This window comes from Nostoc sp. C117, from assembly GCF_043099735.1.
GTDB lineage: Bacteria > Cyanobacteriota > Cyanobacteriia > Cyanobacteriales > Nostocaceae > Nostoc.
Window position 1 is genome coordinate 2,987,843 of sequence record NZ_CP170991.1, and the last position, 16,990, is coordinate 3,004,832.

10 protein-coding genes are annotated in these 16,990 nt (G+C 45.1%); 9 read left to right on the plus strand and 1 reads right to left on the minus strand.

Annotation, left to right across the window (positions count from 1 at the left end; genetic code table 11):
* Positions 1-114: 114 nt before the first annotated feature.
* The 9 genes from ACFG4S_RS13280 (at position 115) to ACFG4S_RS13320 (ending at position 16,569) form a co-directional block, all read left to right on the plus strand.
* A complete protein-coding gene (locus ACFG4S_RS13280) occupies positions 115-1,446 on the plus strand; it encodes a response regulator (RefSeq protein WP_392535244.1) in 1,332 nt (443 codons plus the stop codon).
* A gap of 146 nt (positions 1,447-1,592) precedes the next feature.
* Positions 1,593-1,955 (plus strand): response regulator transcription factor, encoded by a 363-nt coding sequence (locus ACFG4S_RS13285; protein WP_094345744.1) that lies wholly within the window; start codon positions 1,593-1,595, stop codon positions 1,953-1,955.
* Between the two features lie 14 nt (positions 1,956-1,969).
* Positions 1,970-2,503 (plus strand): chemotaxis protein CheW, encoded by a 534-nt coding sequence (locus ACFG4S_RS13290; RefSeq protein WP_392535245.1) that lies wholly within the window; start codon positions 1,970-1,972, stop codon positions 2,501-2,503.
* Positions 2,504-2,739: 236 nt separating this feature from the next.
* On the plus strand, positions 2,740-7,986 hold the full coding sequence (locus ACFG4S_RS13295; RefSeq protein WP_392535246.1) for a GAF domain-containing protein: 5,247 nt from the start codon (positions 2,740-2,742) through the stop codon (positions 7,984-7,986).
* A gap of 52 nt (positions 7,987-8,038) precedes the next feature.
* Positions 8,039-11,260, plus strand: a complete 3,222-nt coding sequence (locus ACFG4S_RS13300) for a response regulator (RefSeq protein ID WP_392535247.1) — start codon at positions 8,039-8,041, stop codon at positions 11,258-11,260.
* A gap of 36 nt (positions 11,261-11,296) precedes the next feature.
* Positions 11,297-11,674 carry a four helix bundle protein gene (locus ACFG4S_RS13305; protein ID WP_194046080.1) on the plus strand — a complete coding sequence of 126 codons (378 nt, stop codon included), beginning with the start codon at positions 11,297-11,299 and terminating at the stop codon, positions 11,672-11,674.
* Positions 11,675-11,764: 90 nt separating this feature from the next.
* Entirely contained in the window at positions 11,765-12,790 is a 1,026-nt protein-coding gene (locus ACFG4S_RS13310) for a chemotaxis protein CheW (protein WP_392535248.1), read from the plus strand.
* A 29-nt stretch (positions 12,791-12,819) separates the two neighbouring features.
* On the plus strand, positions 12,820-14,070 hold the full coding sequence (locus ACFG4S_RS13315) for a GAF domain-containing protein (RefSeq protein WP_392535249.1): 1,251 nt from the start codon (positions 12,820-12,822) through the stop codon (positions 14,068-14,070).
* Between the two features lie 249 nt (positions 14,071-14,319).
* Positions 14,320-16,569, plus strand: coding sequence for a chemotaxis protein CheW (locus ACFG4S_RS13320; protein WP_392535250.1), 2,250 nt, complete (start codon positions 14,320-14,322; stop codon positions 16,567-16,569).
* A 38-nt stretch (positions 16,570-16,607) separates the two neighbouring features.
* Here the strand turns inward: ACFG4S_RS13320 and ACFG4S_RS13325 are convergent, their stop codons facing one another.
* Complete coding sequence (locus ACFG4S_RS13325; protein ID WP_392535251.1) at positions 16,608-16,889, minus strand: ArsA-related P-loop ATPase; 282 nt, start codon at positions 16,887-16,889, stop codon at positions 16,608-16,610.
* Between the last annotated feature and the right edge of the window lie 101 nt (positions 16,890-16,990).

Sequence of the window (16,990 nt, forward strand, 5' to 3'; positions counted from 1 at the left end):
TAAAGTTTTGGACTGTGCTATTGGCGATCGCACGATAAAGTTAGTAAGCTGGATTGTTTGAGCAATTCTAATGTAAATGCAAAACTCAAGATATATAAGGAGGTGCGATCCATTGTGAATCAATTGATCGAGCAACTTCAAACTAAATTATTTACAGGCAGGCTGAATCTTGAAGCAAGAGATGGGCCGACTTGGACGCTATATTTTCGTTTAGGACGATTAATTTGGCAGGCTGGCGGTTCTAATGCTGATGAGCGATGGCGACGACATTTGTTGCGGTACTGTTCTAATGTAAATGTGACACAGTTGGAGCAGCTTGTTTCTCCTCAGGAAAATTATCGCGAGTATTCCATTCTTGCTAAGTTGCGAGAACAAAAATTAATCGAACAACAACAACTTGTTAGCCTGATTGCAAGCTCAATCACTGAAGTCCTGTTTGATATAATGCAGTACATTGAAGCCAAAAGAAATGGCGACAATCCAGCAGGGCAGTTGTCACATACTACCGTTGTTGGTGAAGTTCCTGGGGTTCTTTTAGCTGTAATACCAACTGAGGAAGTCTTGAAACGGGCTACACAAGCCTGGAAAGAATGGCGAGATGCCGGACTGGCAACCTACTCGCCCAATTTATTTCCGATAATTCAACAAATTGAGCTACTCCAAGGACAAGCATCCTCTAAACAGATTATTGCTCTAGTTGATGGCACAAAAACTTTACGAGGTCTAGGGCAAAAAAGCGGTCGGGATGTCTTAGCTTTGACTCGGTTATTGATGACATTGGTAAAAACAGGGGCGATCGCTTTTTCACCTACCCCAAAACTCAGGCAGGTTGGGATTAGTAAAGAAACTAGCAATCCGTCCAGTGCAGTTAATAATTCCAATTCTTCACTAAAGATAGAAGAGGATACTGTTATACAAGTTGCACCCAATTTCAACATAGTTGCTCCCCCAGCGACTAGCAAAGAAATTGTCAGTCCGTCCAGTGCAGTTAATAATTCCAATTCTTCACTGAAGACAGAAGAGAAGACTATTTTACAAGTTGCCCCCCCAGCAGCTAGCAAAGCAATTATTGATGTCTCAAGACCTTTAGTAGCCTGTGTGGATGATAGTCCGACGATCTGTCGCAGTTTGGAGGAAATTCTCACCCATCAAGGTTATCGCTTTGTGGGCATTCAAGATTCCTTGACGGCAGTTTTAAACCTAATTAAAAGTAAGCCAGACTTCATTTTTTTGGATCTTTTGATGCCAAAAGTAAATGGCTATGAAATTTGTTCTCAAATCCGTAAAACTCCAAGTCTCAAAAATGTGCCGGTTGTCATCTTAACGGGTAAAGATGGAATAGTAGATCGGATGCGAGCAAAATTAGTAGGGGCAACTGACTTTTTGGGTAAACCTGTAGAAGCAGAGAAAGTACTCAATATGCTTCACAAGTATTTAAGTGTTTAGGTTGAAGCGGTAGTCATATCAGTGGCTCCCTTTCATCCATTTTCAAAACAGATTTTGGATTGTAAATTGCTTTCTATATCTGGGTTGGTGTTAATTCATTTGTCGCCATTATTTTTCAAATTCTGAATTAAATAGTTAGGAAAAAAATGAAAAAAGTTCTTTTAGTTGAAGATAGTCTTACAGAATCTGAAAAGATGACACGTTACCTAGAGCAAGGAGGATATTCAGTTTATGAAGTTCGCAGTGGTGAAGAGGCTCAACTCAGGTTGAAACAACAAAAACCTGACTTGATCTTACTGGATTTGATTTTGCCAGGTCAAAGTGGATTTGAGTTCTGCCGCAAGTTGAAAGCCGATCCGACAACAAAAGGAATCCCGGTAGTGATTTGCTCAACTAAAAACACAGATGTTGATAAAACTTGGGGCACTATGAGTGGTGCCGATGGCTATTTAGTCAAACCTGTAGATGAAAATACCTTGCTCCAGACTGTTAATAAATTTATTCGCTAAAGGAAACTGGGGCAATGCTACAGGGCAATGATAGTTTTAGAGAGCTACCCATTAATAGCCAATTTCGACTTGAAAACTCTCCCCAAGGAAACAACCAGAGGTTTTTAAGATTTCCATTGAATGGAAAGGTAAATGGGTTACTCCCATTAGCTGATTTGCGAGGAGTAATTCAGGTTGCGCTGACCGAGATTTTGCCAGTACCGCAGGTAGCAGAATTCTTGTTAGGCATCATGAATTGGCGGGGAGAAGCGATCTGGATTCTTGATTTAGCAGCTTTATTGGGAGCAACACACTGGTGTCGGCGAGAAGGTGTGCGTAACTCTGGCATGGCGATGCTTGTTCAAGTCCAGAATCAAACCGTCGGGCTGTTGGTGGAGCAAGTCAATACTATTGAAGTTCACGATCCCCAAGAGCGGTTAGCAATTTCGACATCGATGTTACCTGCACGACTAGGCTCATTCTTACAGGGTTACTTTGTGGATTCTCAAGGTAGCCCTTTGATGTTACTTGACACCCAGATTGTGATTCAAGCCCTTCAGCCTCTTTAACACTAGACCTCTTGCAAAAATAGTTTTGCACTCTTGGGGAAAGGGGGAAAGGGGAAGGGGGAAGGGGGAAAGGTAAAAACCTCGCCCCGCACTTCAGACCTCTACGCTAACGTGGGCGACTTGTTCATTCCTTTTCCCTTTTCCCTTTAACCTTTTCCCCTCTTTCTTATCCCTTTTCCCGACTTCTGCAAGAAGTTTACTTCTTAACTCCGACAACCTTCATAGCAAGAAAGATCATGGTAGCGCAACACAATCTTACACCCAGCCAACCTCGCTCAAATTCCAGCAACGGTTATAAGGAAACCGATAACGGGCATACCGTTGATGTACCAGCAAAACAGCAAATCACCTCCGCTCTAGAAGAATTGCGAACAGAACTGGATCAAGCTGATTGGGTGGAAACAGGGCCGTTGCGAGAGAGAATCCGCAAGTTAAAAGAACTGCTAAGTGTGTTGCCATATCAGGACGGAGGAGATGGATTAGAGGTAGAGCAAGTACAGGCGATCGCCAGCAAAATCCGCCAATTTTCCGATCTAGATACCTTGCTGGCTAATGCTGTCATGGAGATACAAAGCTCACTGCAAGCCGATCGCGTGGTGCTGTATGAGTTCACGAATCCGACGCAGGGGATAGTTGTTGCGGAGGCGATGAGGGATGGTTTTACGCCAATGCTGAAGGAAAAACTGCCCGCCGTCACTTTTGGGTTAGGTTCTGCCAAGGTTTATCAACAAGAAAAATTAGTGGCGATCGCGGATACCTACACTGCAAGCTTGTCTCCTTACCAAAAGCAGTTAATGGAGCGGTTTCAGGTAAGAGCTTGTTTGAGTTTGCCGATTTTAGCAAAAGATGGGGTTTGGGGTTTGTTGGTAGTGCAGCAATGCACTGCTGCTCGCCAGTGGCAGAATGCTGAAATTCAGTTACTAAAATTAATCGAGCAGGAATTAGAAGCACAACTACAAGTTGCCACGATCCAGGCTACGTTGCAACAAGAAGTGGAAAAAGACCAAATCCTGGCCGGTGTAGCGAATAAAATTCTCCAATCCAAAGATTTGGATACCATCTTTCGCGTTGCCACCCAAGAAGTGCGACAGTCACTAAAATGCGATCGCGTCGCAATTTATCGTTTCCAGCCAGATTGGAGTGGGGAATTTGTCGCTGAATCTGCTGGATCTGAGTGGGTTTCTCTATTAGAAGAACAGCGAAACAATCCAGCAATTGTCAATAACGTTAATTATTGCAGTGTGAGGAACCTTGCAGACGAAGGGGGATTGGTTGGGACAACAGGGCGATCGCACAGTGCAGATAGCTACATTCAGCACACCCAAGGCAAAAATTTCCATCGCGGACAGATTTATCGAGTCACCAATGATATCTACAGTGCTGGTTTTTCTGACTGCTATATCAAAATTTTAGAAACCTATCAAGCCAAAGCATACATTATTGTTGCCATCTTCCAGGGAGAAAAGTTGTGGGGCTTGCTGGCTGCCTATCAAAATTCTCAGCCTCGTCAGTGGAAAGATAGTGAAGTTCGCCTAATGGTGCAGGTTGCATCTCTATCTAGTATTGCTATTCAACAGGTGCAATATCAGCAACAACTTTATAATCGCTCTGAGGAGTCAGCCAAACTTGTTGAACGAGAACGTACTGTTTTCGGCATCATTGAAAAGATTGGGCAAGCAACGGAGCTTCGCAACCTTTTCCGCATTACCACCCAAGAATTGCGGCGATTTTTAAAATGCGATCGCGTTGTCATTTATCAAGTTTATCCAGACTGGAGTGGAGAAGTTATCGCTGAATCTGTGGCTGCTGGTTGGTCGTCACTGTTGGAGATGCAGGAACAAGAAAGCATTTTAAAAACAGGTCTGATATCTTCAGAACGTTGCAATATTAAGGATTATGGCTCCCCTGTTAAACCTGATGCCGATACCTATCTGAAGGAAACTCAGGGTGGAGTTTACACCAAAGGAACGCGCTTTCGTAAAGTCAACGATATTTATGCTGCTGGTTTTTCACCTTGTTATTTAGAAACATTAGAGAAGTTCCAAGCCAAAGCATACATTAATGTTCCCATCTTCCGCGCTGGTAATCTTTGGGGTTTGTTAGCAGCCTATCAGAATTCTGATGTTCGGAAATGGACTGATGAAGAAACCGGTGCTTTGTTGCAGATCGGCGAACCGTTGAGCATTGCCCTCCAGCAAGCTGAATATATCGAACAGCTACGATTAAAAAATATCGAAATGACCCAAGTAGCTGAAGTAGAACACGCCATCGCCCGAATGACGGAGAGAATGCTTCATTCCCAACACCCAGAAACAATTTACCGCACTACCTTGGCAGAATTGCGGCAGTTGTTCAAATGCGATCGCCTAGCAATATATCGCTTCAACTCTGACTGGAGTGGTGAATTTATGGCTGAATCTGTAGGAAGTGACTGGGTGTCTCTGGTTGGCCCCGATATCAAGACTGTATGGGAAGACGAACACCTACAGCAAACCCAAGGCGGACGCTATCGCAATAATGAAACTTTTGTCGTCAATGATATCTATACTGTTGGTCATGCCCAGTGCCACATCGACCTGTTAGAGCAGTTCCAGGCTAAAGCCTACACCATCGCCCCGATTTTTGCTGGAAACAAACTTTGGGGTTTGCTAGGAGCTTACCAAAATAGCGGCCCGCGCCAGTGGAATTCCGAGGAAGTGCGATTGCTGACCAAATTGGGCATTCAGTTGGGTTTAAGCGTGCAGCAAGCCGAGTACATTGAAGAACTGAAAACGAAGAATGCAGAGTTGGCGCAAGCAGCAGAAGAGGAACAAGTGCTGACAGGGATGGTGGAAAAAATTCGCCAAGCTCAAGAGGCAGATACAATTTTTCTGAATGTGCTGCCAAGTTTACGCAAACAACTACAGTGCGATCGCCTAGCAGTATTTCGCTTTCATCCCGACTGGAGTGTGGAGTTTGTTGCTGAATCCGTAAAAGATAAATGGTTGTCTTTAGCTGATTCCGACATCAAAACGATGTGGATGGACGATCACTTACAAGAAACTCAGGGCGGACGCTATCGCAATCATGAAACCTTTGTTGTCAATGATATCTCCATTGCCGGTCACGTTCAGTGCTACGTAGAGATATTAGAAAAAATCCAGGCCAAAGCTTACGCGATCGCTCCGATCTTTATTGGAAACAAACTCTGGGGCTTTTTAGGAGCATACCAAAATACTGGCCCTCGTGAGTGGAAATCTAAGGATGTGCAACTGTTGCGAAAAGTAGCTGTGCAAATGGGTATAGGCTTGCAACAGGTTAAGTATATCGAACAGCTCAAGAAGAAGAATGCAGAATTAGCCAGAACCGCAGAAGGGGAACGAGCATTAACACGGCTCTCAGAAAAAATTCGCCAAGTTCAAGAGCTAGATACGATTTTCCGCAATGCCTTACCAGAATTGCGATCGCATTTGGAATGCGATCGTCTAGCAGTGTATCGCTTCAATCCAGATTGGGCTGGGGAGTTTGTTGCCGAATCTGTAAGTCGTGAATGGGTGGCTTTGGTTGGTCCCGATATCAGGACTATATGGGAAGACGAACACCTACAACAAACCCAAGGTGGACGCTATCGCAACAACGAGACATTTGTGATTAATGATATTTACACTGCTGGTCATGCCCAGTGCCACTTGAAAATTCTAGAGCAATTCCAGATGAGAGCCTATATCATCACCCCGATTATTGCCGGAAACAAGCTCTGGGGTTTGTTAGGAGCTTACCAAAATAGCGGGCCGCGGCAATGGCAAGATAATGAAGTCAACTTGGTAACGAAAATCGGCACGCAGTTTGGGGTTGCCGTCCAGCAATCGCAATACTTACAGCAAACCTTAACCAAAAATGAGGAATTAATCAAACTAGCAGAACGAGAAGTAGCAAACGCCCGATTTTCCTATCGCCTGCCAAGTCGGTTAACAGAGATGGCCCAAAGTCATAGTAATGTTCTGGAATTTGTCCAGTTTGCCACCCACGAACTTCGGCAACTGCTGAAAGTAGATCGAGTTGGAGTTTACCGTTTTGAGCCTGATTGGTCTGGAGAATTTGTAGTTGAGTCTGTGACTGGGGATTGGCCTAAGCTTGTGGGAACTAGCCTGGCCAGAGTTAGAGATACCTATCTCCAGTACAACCAAGGAGGGCGTTATGTCCGCAAAGAAAGTTTGCGGGTTGACAATATATATAGTGTCGGTCATGACGAATGTCACATTCAATTGTTAGAGATGTGGGGAACTAAAGCCTACATGATTTCTCCGATTTTTCAAGAAAATCGGCTTTGGGGGTTGATGGGAGTTTATCAAAATAGCGCACCGCGCCAGTGGGAGCAATCCGAGGAGGATGTTCTCAACCAAGCCAGCGTCCAGATTGGTCTTGCCCTCAATCTTGCAGATTACCTAACACAGGTGCGTACTCAAGAGCAGCAACTAGCAGAAGCAGCAGAGCGCGAACGCACCGCCCGCGAAAAACTCCAACAAGGAGCAATACGCGTTCTCATGGCTTTGGAACCATCCTTCAGAGGCGATCTTACCGTGCGAGCGCCCCTATCTGAAGATGAAATTGGAACGATCGCCGATGGTTACAATACTACGATCCAAAGTTTGCGAGATTTAGTGCGACAAGTGCAGATTGCTGCTGGCAAGGTGAGTGAAAATTCCAGCAATAACACTACCTCAGTAGTAAAACTATCTGACCAAGCTCAACAGCAGGCAGAACGGCTCGAACACGCTCTGGAACAATTACAAATGATGGTAACTTCCACCCAGATAGTTGCTGCTGATGCTCAAAAAGTCGGACAGGCGGTTCAAAGAGCTAATAACACTGTCCAAGCTGGTGATTCCTTGATGGAAAGAACTGTAGATGGCATTTTGGAGATTCGGGAAACCGTGTCGGAAACAGCGAAGAAGATTAAACGTCTTGGTGAAGCTTCTCAGAAAATCTCGAAAGTAGTAAGTCTGATTGAAAACTTTGCCACTCAAACTAATTTGCTGGCGCTCAATGCTGCGATCGAGGCTACCCGTGCCGGAGAGTATGGCAAAGGCTTTGCGGTGGTTGCAGATGAAGTTCGTTCCCTGGCTTATCAGTCCGCTAGTGCCACCACAGAAATTGAGCGACTCGTGCAAGAAATTCAAACTGGCACCAACGAAGTTACCGAAGCAATGGAAGTAGGGATTACCCAAGTTGTCCAAGGCTCGAACTTAATCGATGAGACTCGTCATTCCCTGAGTGCGATCGTGGTAGCTACCAACGAAATTGGTGGACTGGTACAAGGAATTACCCAAGCAGTTTCCCATCAAAGTCAGCAATCTCAGATGTTGACAGAGGCCATGATGGATGTTTCGGCGATCGCCCGTAAGACTTCAGAAAGTGCCATCCACATTTCCGAGTCTTTTGAGGAACTACGCATGACTTCACAACAACTGGAAACCAGCGTTAGCCAGTTCAAAGTTGACTAATAGTTCGCCAAGGAAACTTGGCGGGGTAAAGGGCAAGGGGGAAAGGGAAAAGATGTTTACTCCTTTAACCTTTAACCTTTCCCCTTTTCCCAGCCCTCACCTAACAATTTTGGGTTGGCAGACTACTAATCTCGCAAAATATGTTATGAACCCCGATCCCAGTAATCAAGAGCAGGCTTTTCTTGCGGAAGCGGCAGAGTTGTTGCAAACCATTGAGCAAAATCTGATCGGTTTACTTGATGAAAAAACAATAGAAAAAGTTCATGCCTTAATGCGAAGCGCCCATACTATCAAAGGGAGTGCTGCCAGTGTTGGGCAAGAAACTATTCAGACAATTGCCCATCATTTGGAAGATGTATTCCAAGCGTTATACGCTCCAGAACTGGAAATCGATCCAGAATTGGGTGCTTTGCTTCTAGATGCTTATGAGTGCCTGCGAACTCCATTGAGTGCAGTCTTGATGGGCTTATCCTGCAATGAGGCAGAAATACTCGATCGCACTGCCTCAATCTTTGCCCAACTCCAACATAAACTAGGCGACTTTTTTGGTCGTGAGGCTCCGCTTCCCAGTTCGGAAGAACTTGGCTTTGATGTGGTAGAGTCAATCTTTTCCGGGAGTGTACCCCAGGATTTGCAACAACTTGAAACTGACATTCAAAGCCAAGATCCGCAACAAATTCAAACAACACTCAACTCTCAAGCAGAATTTTTTGTCGAACTCGCAGCATCTTATGGCTTATCTGGATTGGAAGAAATTGCCCAGGCGACCCTAAACGCGCTCAAAGCACATCCAGACAAAGTACTGCAAATCGCTCAGGTGGCTTTAGAAAATTTTAAAGCGGCTCAAGCAGCAGTACTTACAGGCGATCGCATTCAAGGGGGAGAGATATCTCCACAATTGCGAGAATGGGCACGACTAACTACTCCTGTCCTAGAACCGCAAGAACAGCCAGTTGCGATCGCTGCCCAACCCACACAAACGACTACAACTGAGAATCAGCCATCTCCCCTCCTCAGTGCCAGCGAAGCGGAATCAATTTGGTCGTTTTTCCCGAAGCGGACTGATAACTCCGTACCGAAAACACCGGAGGTACTGGCACCTATTTCTCAGGATTCGGTAGTAGCCCCCTCTGCCATAGATCGGATTTTACAGTCAATCTGGATCGGAGATCCACAGACATCCTGCCGATACTCAGACTCAGATCGGCCAGCCTCTCCACCACCAGCGCCAAGCCTCCAGGCTCAGTCATCGGCATCACTTCCCAGTATCCGAGTAGCGATAGAACAACTCGATCGCCTCAGTCATACAATTGGGGAATTGCTAATCAGCGAAAACCAACAAAACCTGCAATCTAACCACATCCACAAAGCAGCCCAAGACACTCTACTACAGTTTTTGTACTGTCAACAACAACTTAGTAAAGTTTTTACTTGGTCGGATCGACATCTGCTGCTTCCCGAACGCAAGCAGCGACATATACATGGCTCTCCCCGCTCAGTTCCAACTACCGAGGCACAATCCAATTTTGATGCCTTAGAAATGGATAACTATAGCGAGTTGCACATTCTCCTGCAAAATCTTACAGAAGACATGGTGCAATTAGGAGAACGGATTGAGGCTGTTAATGGCTTAGTTCAGCAATCTCGCTTCAGTCTTGGCAAGCGCAAGCAACTGCTTTCAGGAGCGCAGGAAGATTTACTGCAAGCCAGAATGGTTCCACTGGGAACAGTGTTGAATCGATTACCCCGGCTGCTGCAACAGATGGTAGCAACTTATCATAAACCTGTTGAACTCAAGCTTGGCGGTACGAAGGTACTGGTGGATAAAGCCATTTCTGAGCAGTTGTACGATCCCTTGCTGCACATGATTCGTAATGCCTTCGATCACGGCATTGAACCAGTAGAAATCCGCCGCCAGCAGGGTAAACCAGAAACCGGAACGATTACAATTAAAGCCTATCATCAAGGCAACCGCACTACTATTGAGGTACGGGATGATGGTCGAGGCTTTAACTGGGAATCTATTCGTCAGCGCGGTATAGAAAAACATCTACTGACTCCCGAACAAGCCGCCTACGCCTCAGAAGACCAACTGGCAGATTTATTATTTGAACCAGGCTTTTCTACCGCCAAGCAGATTGGTGAGTTATCTGGCCGTGGTATCGGCTTAGATGTGGTTCGCACTCAATTGCAAGCTTTACAAGGTTCGATTGTGGTGCGATCGATTTCAGGGCAGGGAACCACCTTCATCTTGCAATTGCCTCTGAGCTTGACAACGGCACGCTTGCTCGTTTGTCAATCTCAAGGTATTACTTATGGATTGCTGTCTGAAGGAGTTAGCCAGGTTTTATTACCACAGCCAGAGCAAATTCAAGTCCAGCAATCTTTACACGGGCAAGGCAGCCAAAAATTCTGGCAGTGGGGAGAAGGGCAAAGTCTGCAACTAGTTCCCATCTGCTCGCTTGCGAATTTGCTGGATTACAAATATCCTTTATTCACCCAAGACCACAATTTAAACCTAAGTCCTTTTCCAGTCAAACAACGGAACACCGTCGAACCTCTGCTGCTATTGGAAACAGAGCATCAATACCTGTGTTTGCAAGTCGATCAGATTTTAGTCGAGCAGGAATTAGTAATTAAGTCCCTCGGTAGAGTCCTAACTTTACCTAGTTACATCCAAGGCTACAGCGTGTTGGGAAATGGTAGTCTGACCCTAATCGTTGACCCGTTGGAGTTAGTTCGGCAAACCTGGGAGACAGATATGATGCCAACTTCCCCGGCATCAAGTCTTGCAATATTGCCCGCACCTGAGCCTGTTCTTGCTCTAGAGGCGCAGCAATCCGCAACTATAACGCAACCGCAGCAACAGCCGATGGAAGTCAATACAGCCGTTGCTCAACCTAACCGACTGACAGTGTTAGTCGTGGAAGATTCGGTTGTACAAAGACAAAGTTTGGTGCAGACGCTCCAGAAAGCCGATTATCAAGTGTTGCAAGCAGGCGATGGTCGAGAGGCGATCGCTCAATTGGTGCAACACAGTGATGTCGATTTAGTGATTTGTGACATTGAAATGCCGCGTATGAATGGATTTGAGTTTTTAGAACACCATCGCCAAGACGAGCGTTTGTCCGGGATTCCTGTGGTGATGCTGACTACTCGTAGCGGACAGAAGCACCGCCAATTAGCTTTAGCTCTAGGGGCGAAAGCTTACCTGACCAAACCCTATTCAGAACAGAGCTTTCTAGCCGCGATCGCTGAACTGGTTAATGGGTAAGGGGTAAGGGGAAAGGGGAAAGGGTAAAGGGAAGGAATGGAAAGGAAAAAAATTGAAACTTTTGAGGATTTAAAAGTATGGCAAAAAGGTATTGACTTAGTTAAGCAAATATACTTAAGGACTAAGGAAGGTGAACTGAGTAGAGACTTTGGTTTAAGAGATCAGTTAAGACGTGCATCCGTATCAATACCTACAAATATTGCAGAAGGATTTGAACGATATTCTCGCAAAGAATACTTAAACTTTCTAAATATTGCTAAAGGGTCTGCTGGTGAAGTTCGCAGTCTTTTAAGAGTAGCGTTAGAAGTGGGCTATCTAGACCAACCAACTTATACACAACTTTCTAATCAAGCTATAGAGTTGAGCCGTATGCTATCTAATCAAATTCAATCTATAAATCAGTCATCAAAATAATAAAATCTTTCCCCTTTACCCCTTCCCCTTTCCCCTTTACCCTTTCCCCTTTCCCCTTCTTCATGAATTACGAATTACGAATTAGTATTTATGCTTAACACTCCCTTTCCGTTTAAGCGATTATCTGGCGCTGTGAGCGAGCGCGACTCATTACGAGTCGTTGTTTTTGCGATCGCAGACTATTTATTTGCCCTGCCAGTTGGGGCAGTTCTCAAGGTGATGGCTTGTCCCCCTATTAGTAGTACGGTTGAAAGTGGTATCGGGATGGTTGATTTGGGAGCGCAAACCATTACGGTTGTGGACTTGCGTCAGAAGTTCATTCAGCAAGTACAAGGCCAACAGGCGCATCAAGTTCTCCCTGCGGTTGACACTTCAGGGCGCTTCTTACTTCTGACTCAAACCCGGACTGGGGAAATTTGTGGCATTCCTGTGGACAAGCCTCCTGCCTTAATCGATATTCCTTTAGAAAGTGTGCGTCCGGTGCCGTGGTCTTATCGGCAAGTAGCGGAGTTAAGCTGTGTGAGCCACATGGCTGTTTTGCCTGTAGCACCAAACGAGGAACCACTCAAAGTACTTCTTTTTGGTATGAGCCAGATATTGGCTGATAAGTTGGGGTTGCCCGGAACAACCCCAACCTTGGCTCCTGGGCTGATATCAGGCGAACAACGGCAAAAATTTCTCCGTTTTTCTTTGGGGAATCAAGGAAGTGGATTGCTACCATTTGACTCAATACAGGACATTATTCATCTGGCTAGCCAAGAAATTTCCCCAGCCCCGGCCTTACCAAGTTGGATTTTAGGTTTCTATAATTGGCAAGGACAGATGCTGCGCCTGATTGATTTGGAACATTTGCTTGGTTATGCGCCGCTTTTGAAGCGGCAGTCACGACCAGAAAAGCCAATGGTTCTGGTTCTCGAATTGCAAAATCAGGTCATCGGGTTTTTGGTGGCTCATGTCTACGATGTAGAGTGGCAGGATTTACAGCAAGCACAATCGGCACCAACCGACTTTTCCCCAAACAAACTACTAAATTTTGTTCGAGGTATTCTGCCAGGCGATCGCTGGATTTTAGACACCAGAGCGATCGCCCAAACATTGCAATGGCAAACCCACTGATTTAACTTGATGCTGCCAAGGAGTTTTCTGTGACGATCGCAACCTTAGACCCTAATTCTGAAACCCAGCCTGTTGAAAATGAAATCCAGATAGAAGAAATTTTGGCTAATGTGGCTCTAATCAAAGCAGTCTTTCAATCTGCTAAGGGGCCAAAGGTCGCTCAATTGCAGCAGAAGGTAAGTCAAATCGAAGCTTTTATCCAAGCTTTGGCTAAAGATTCGCCCAGTGACAATGATGAAAATGTTCGAGGGGCTTTTCAACTCCAGCAAGAACAACTTGCGGCCATCGATCGGCAAATGCAGCAGACAAAAGATCAAACCGCACTTTTGGAGGTTACAGTCACCGCCCTGCGAGATATTCTTAACGCCGATCGCGTTCTGATTTATCGTTTTGAGGAAGATAATCGCAGTCGAGCGATCGCTGAAGCTATACAAGCGGGTTGGACATCCCTGCTCAACCAATCCCTACCGATAAATGTATTTGTTACTACCAATGCTGGCGACGGACAACACTTGCAGGGCAACCTAACTGAAGTATTAGAATTAACTCCCCGCCAACAGCAGTTTTGGCAACGCTTTCAAGTGCAAGCTAGCCTGTGCTTGCCCTTGATTGTCAAACAACAGCCTTGGGGTTTGTTAGTTATTCATCATTGCCTTCAACCCCGACAATGGCAGGAAGCAGAGCGCAGTTTGCTACAACAAGTAGGAATGATGTTGACAATTAACTTGCGCTGGGCTGAAATAATAGCTCCACCTGCTAAACAGCAAAAGGCTGAATCCGGCGATCGCTCACAGTTACTAGTGCCATTTCAGCAGGTGAGCCAGGCTGTAGAAGAAGGAGTAAGAATCGCCGAACTTGCCAACGAGCATTTAATGTCTATTCAAGATACTGTTGCTATTACTAATAAACAGCTGCAATACCTTGGTGAATTTTGCCAGCAAGCTTCTGGCTTTGTTCATCTTGTGGAAGGCTTGAGTACCAAAATTCAGGTTTTGTCCCTGAATACAGCGATTGAAGCAACAAAAGCTAGCGATCGGGAACAAGGTTTGCTAGCTGCTGCCGAACAGGTGGAAATTCTCGCCCGTCAAGCCCGCGACAGCACCTTAAATATAGAAGAATGGTTCCGGGAACTCCAGGTGGCAGCAACAGACGTTGCTTCTGCTATCGAACCGTGCGATCGCCAAATCAGTGCGGGGCTGGAGTCAATCGCGCAAATCCACGAGCAATTCAAAGCGATCGCTGACATCGCTGCTTGTACCCTCAAATCAATAGACCTATGAGCAAAAGTAACTTTTGCTCATAGGGGGGAAAGGGAAAAGGTTAAAGGGAAAAGGGTTTTTATGAGCAGCTTTCCCCTTTACCCCTTACCCTTTTCCCCACTTCTGGAAGAAGTCTAATAAGGTTAAAGGGAAAAGGGTTTTTATTAGCCTTTCCCCTTTACCCCTTACCCTTTTCCCCACTTCTGTAAGAAGTCTAATGTCGAAGCCATAGAATTTTCACAAACCCCATAGAAACTGAGAGTTGCGTTCATGAGTACCGATTTTGTCCCCCAACCGCAGAACGACGATCGCTTTTTAGAAGAAGCGATCGATTTGTTACTGTTCTTGGAGCAGGAGTTGCCTAACTATACAAAAGACAGTAACCCTGGTACAGCTTTGGCTCTCATGGAAGCTGCTCGCTCTCTGCATTCGATTGCCATAGCAGCTGAGTTAGATGCCATTGCCATAGTTGCGGCTGCACTAGAAGAGATTTTTCAACTTCTGCATCAGTATCGGGCAACTGTCAACGCCCCAATCGCCTCCCTATTGTCGGAAGGATTAGATTGCCTACAGATGCTGTTGATGGCATTTTTAACAGCCTCGCAAATTGACGAAGTAGAAATTCTGGAGCGGATGTCTGTCATTGTTGCTCATCTACAAGCAGAGTTTGGCGATCGCCAACAAAGCGTTATCCCCCAGGAAACAAACCTTGAGACATCCATAGAGCAATTGCAGGAATATCAACCAGTTATTCAGTTTGGCGATCGCTTGGTCAAGGTAGAATCTTCTGCGGCTCTACCAGAGCAAGTTATGGTTAAAGACAAGGAAAGTCTTGACAGGGAACTAATAGATGAAACTAGTCCCCAGTCTGGCAGCCTTCTTCAGGTAGATACCCAGGAGCTTCCCATCAATGTAGGGGAACTAGCAAACCCGAAGGAGTATGGGGAAGAAGATTTTCATCCTTGGTTGGGGGATTTTTCCCAGCCTACTGAAACTTCTGTTGCATCCCTAGTTAAATCTGTTCGCGATCGCCATCCACTCTCTTTGCAAGAATCGATTTCTACCATTCTTGCAACAAGTATTCCAACCACCACACCCATCAATATTAAGCATCTCGAACAACTAAACGCGCTAATTGCAACATTATTAACTACGTATAATCAGCAAGCCTGTCAAGAAGAACAACAGCAACATACGATCGGGCGGTTGCTCCGACAAGTTAAACGATTACAACACCTGCTGGATAATCTACAGGAATGGTCAGGACGTTTAGCAGCAATTTCAGATACCCTTTCTCCTCTAGCTGCTTCTCGTTCTCAGCAATTATACAGTACTCTGCAATCTGTTTTGGCTGAAGCGTCTCAGGTGGCATCAACTGTTCATTCGCTGAATAACAATCATCATCAGCTCAAACAAGAACTCATACAGCAGGAAAAGTTAATTAACCATTCTGCCAATTTAGTCAAAACAGTTACAACTATTCCTTTAAAAGTAGCCTTAGAATCCTTGCATCGGCTTTGGTCTCAGTTACAAGCTCTACAAGATAAGTCTGCTAGACTACATTTACAAGTTAGCGATATCCAAGTCGATCGGGCATTTAGCGATCGCCTCCATGCTCTCCTGTTGCATATAAGTTGCTATTTACTAGAGCAAAGTATTGAATCTTCCCAAATACGCCAACAGCTAGGTAAAAATAGCAACGGTATTATTGAAATTCAGGTTTACCAGCAGGGAAATCAACTGATTATTGATGGCTGTGATGATGGCGCAGGACTTAACTTATCTCAAATCTATCAACAAGCTTCAGCCCAAGGACTCGCCCTGACAAAACCAGGGGATATTTTACAAGAACTGGTACTTGAACCAGAGGTTTCATCTGTTTTATGCGATCGCGCTGCCTTAGAGTTAGGAGTAGAATTAACTGAGGTTTGCAAGCAATTAACGGCTATTCAGGGAAGAATAGTATTGAAGTCTAAAGCTGGACATGGTACAGCCTTCTCGCTCCAAATTCCCCTCGATCAAAAAATTGCTCAACTTATCGTCTGTCAAGTTAACTCCAGAGTCTATGCATTTATTGCCGATTCTATAGAACAGATTTGTCTATCCCAGTCCGAACAAATCATTCAAACTCAAGCGGGACGTATGTTATTTTTGCAGTCTTCTGGCACCAGTGGCTTCCTTGGTTGTACTGATGAGGATCTAACAACAGAAATGCTCGTCCCTATCCACTTATTGACTGATCTGCTGACTTGTCCTAACCAGCTTCCCACCTCAGTTACTACTTACAGCACAGATACACTAAATGCTTTCAAGCAAGATAAGCCTTTATTAGTATTTCGTTACTTAGACAAACGATGTGCTTTAGAAGTAGATTGCATCATTGGCAAACAATCTTCTGCGATCCATCCTCTAGGGGAAGCAATCCCTGTTCCTGCTTATATCCAAGGAACTAGCATTCTTGCCAATGGGCAACTTAGCCTGGTTTTGGATGGTCACCTTCTCACAAAATCTCTAGCTTGAACCAGGTAAAATGCATCTTATTTTATTACAACGGTGAGTTAGCTGTGCAACACACCGGTGGACGCAACACCAAAAGCTGGAATTACTTGATTGGCATCCCGATGCTTTTCTTGAAACAATTCAAGAGAGTGGAGGAAAGTGTCTAAAAAGTCCATCAATCCAAACAAGTTGAGAGTATGACCGCTAGGAGCTATATCTACTACTACTCGATCTACCTGCTGCTCCTGAAAAAGGCGTTGGATCTCTAACAAGCTTTCTGCCTCACTTCTTCTGTCGGAGAGGCTGCGCCAACGACTACGCAAAAATCGAGCGACTTGCACTGAGCGGCGTCGAAGTGAGTCGAGATTCAGTGACCACCTGCCTTCTGCCTTTTTTCGGTAATTAATTTTGTTGAGTTACTTACAAAGATTAGCCGAGGAAC

Excerpts from the sequence above, each read along its gene's own strand:
- ACFG4S_RS13285 (WP_094345744.1), top strand. The coding sequence starts at position 1,593 with ATGAAAAAAGTTCTTTTAGTTGAAGATAGTCTTACAGAATCTGAAAAG.
- ACFG4S_RS13290 (WP_392535245.1), top strand. The coding sequence starts at position 1,970 with ATGCTACAGGGCAATGATAGTTTTAGAGAGCTACCCATTAATAGCCAA.
- ACFG4S_RS13295 (WP_392535246.1), top strand. The coding sequence starts at position 2,740 with ATGGTAGCGCAACACAATCTTACACCCAGCCAACCTCGCTCAAATTCC.
- ACFG4S_RS13300 (WP_392535247.1), top strand. The coding sequence starts at position 8,039 with ATGTTTACTCCTTTAACCTTTAACCTTTCCCCTTTTCCCAGCCCTCAC.
- ACFG4S_RS13305 (WP_194046080.1), top strand. The coding sequence starts at position 11,297 with ATGGAAAGGAAAAAAATTGAAACTTTTGAGGATTTAAAAGTATGGCAA.
- ACFG4S_RS13310 (WP_392535248.1), top strand. The coding sequence starts at position 11,765 with ATGCTTAACACTCCCTTTCCGTTTAAGCGATTATCTGGCGCTGTGAGC.
- ACFG4S_RS13320 (WP_392535250.1), top strand. The coding sequence starts at position 14,320 with ATGAGTACCGATTTTGTCCCCCAACCGCAGAACGACGATCGCTTTTTA.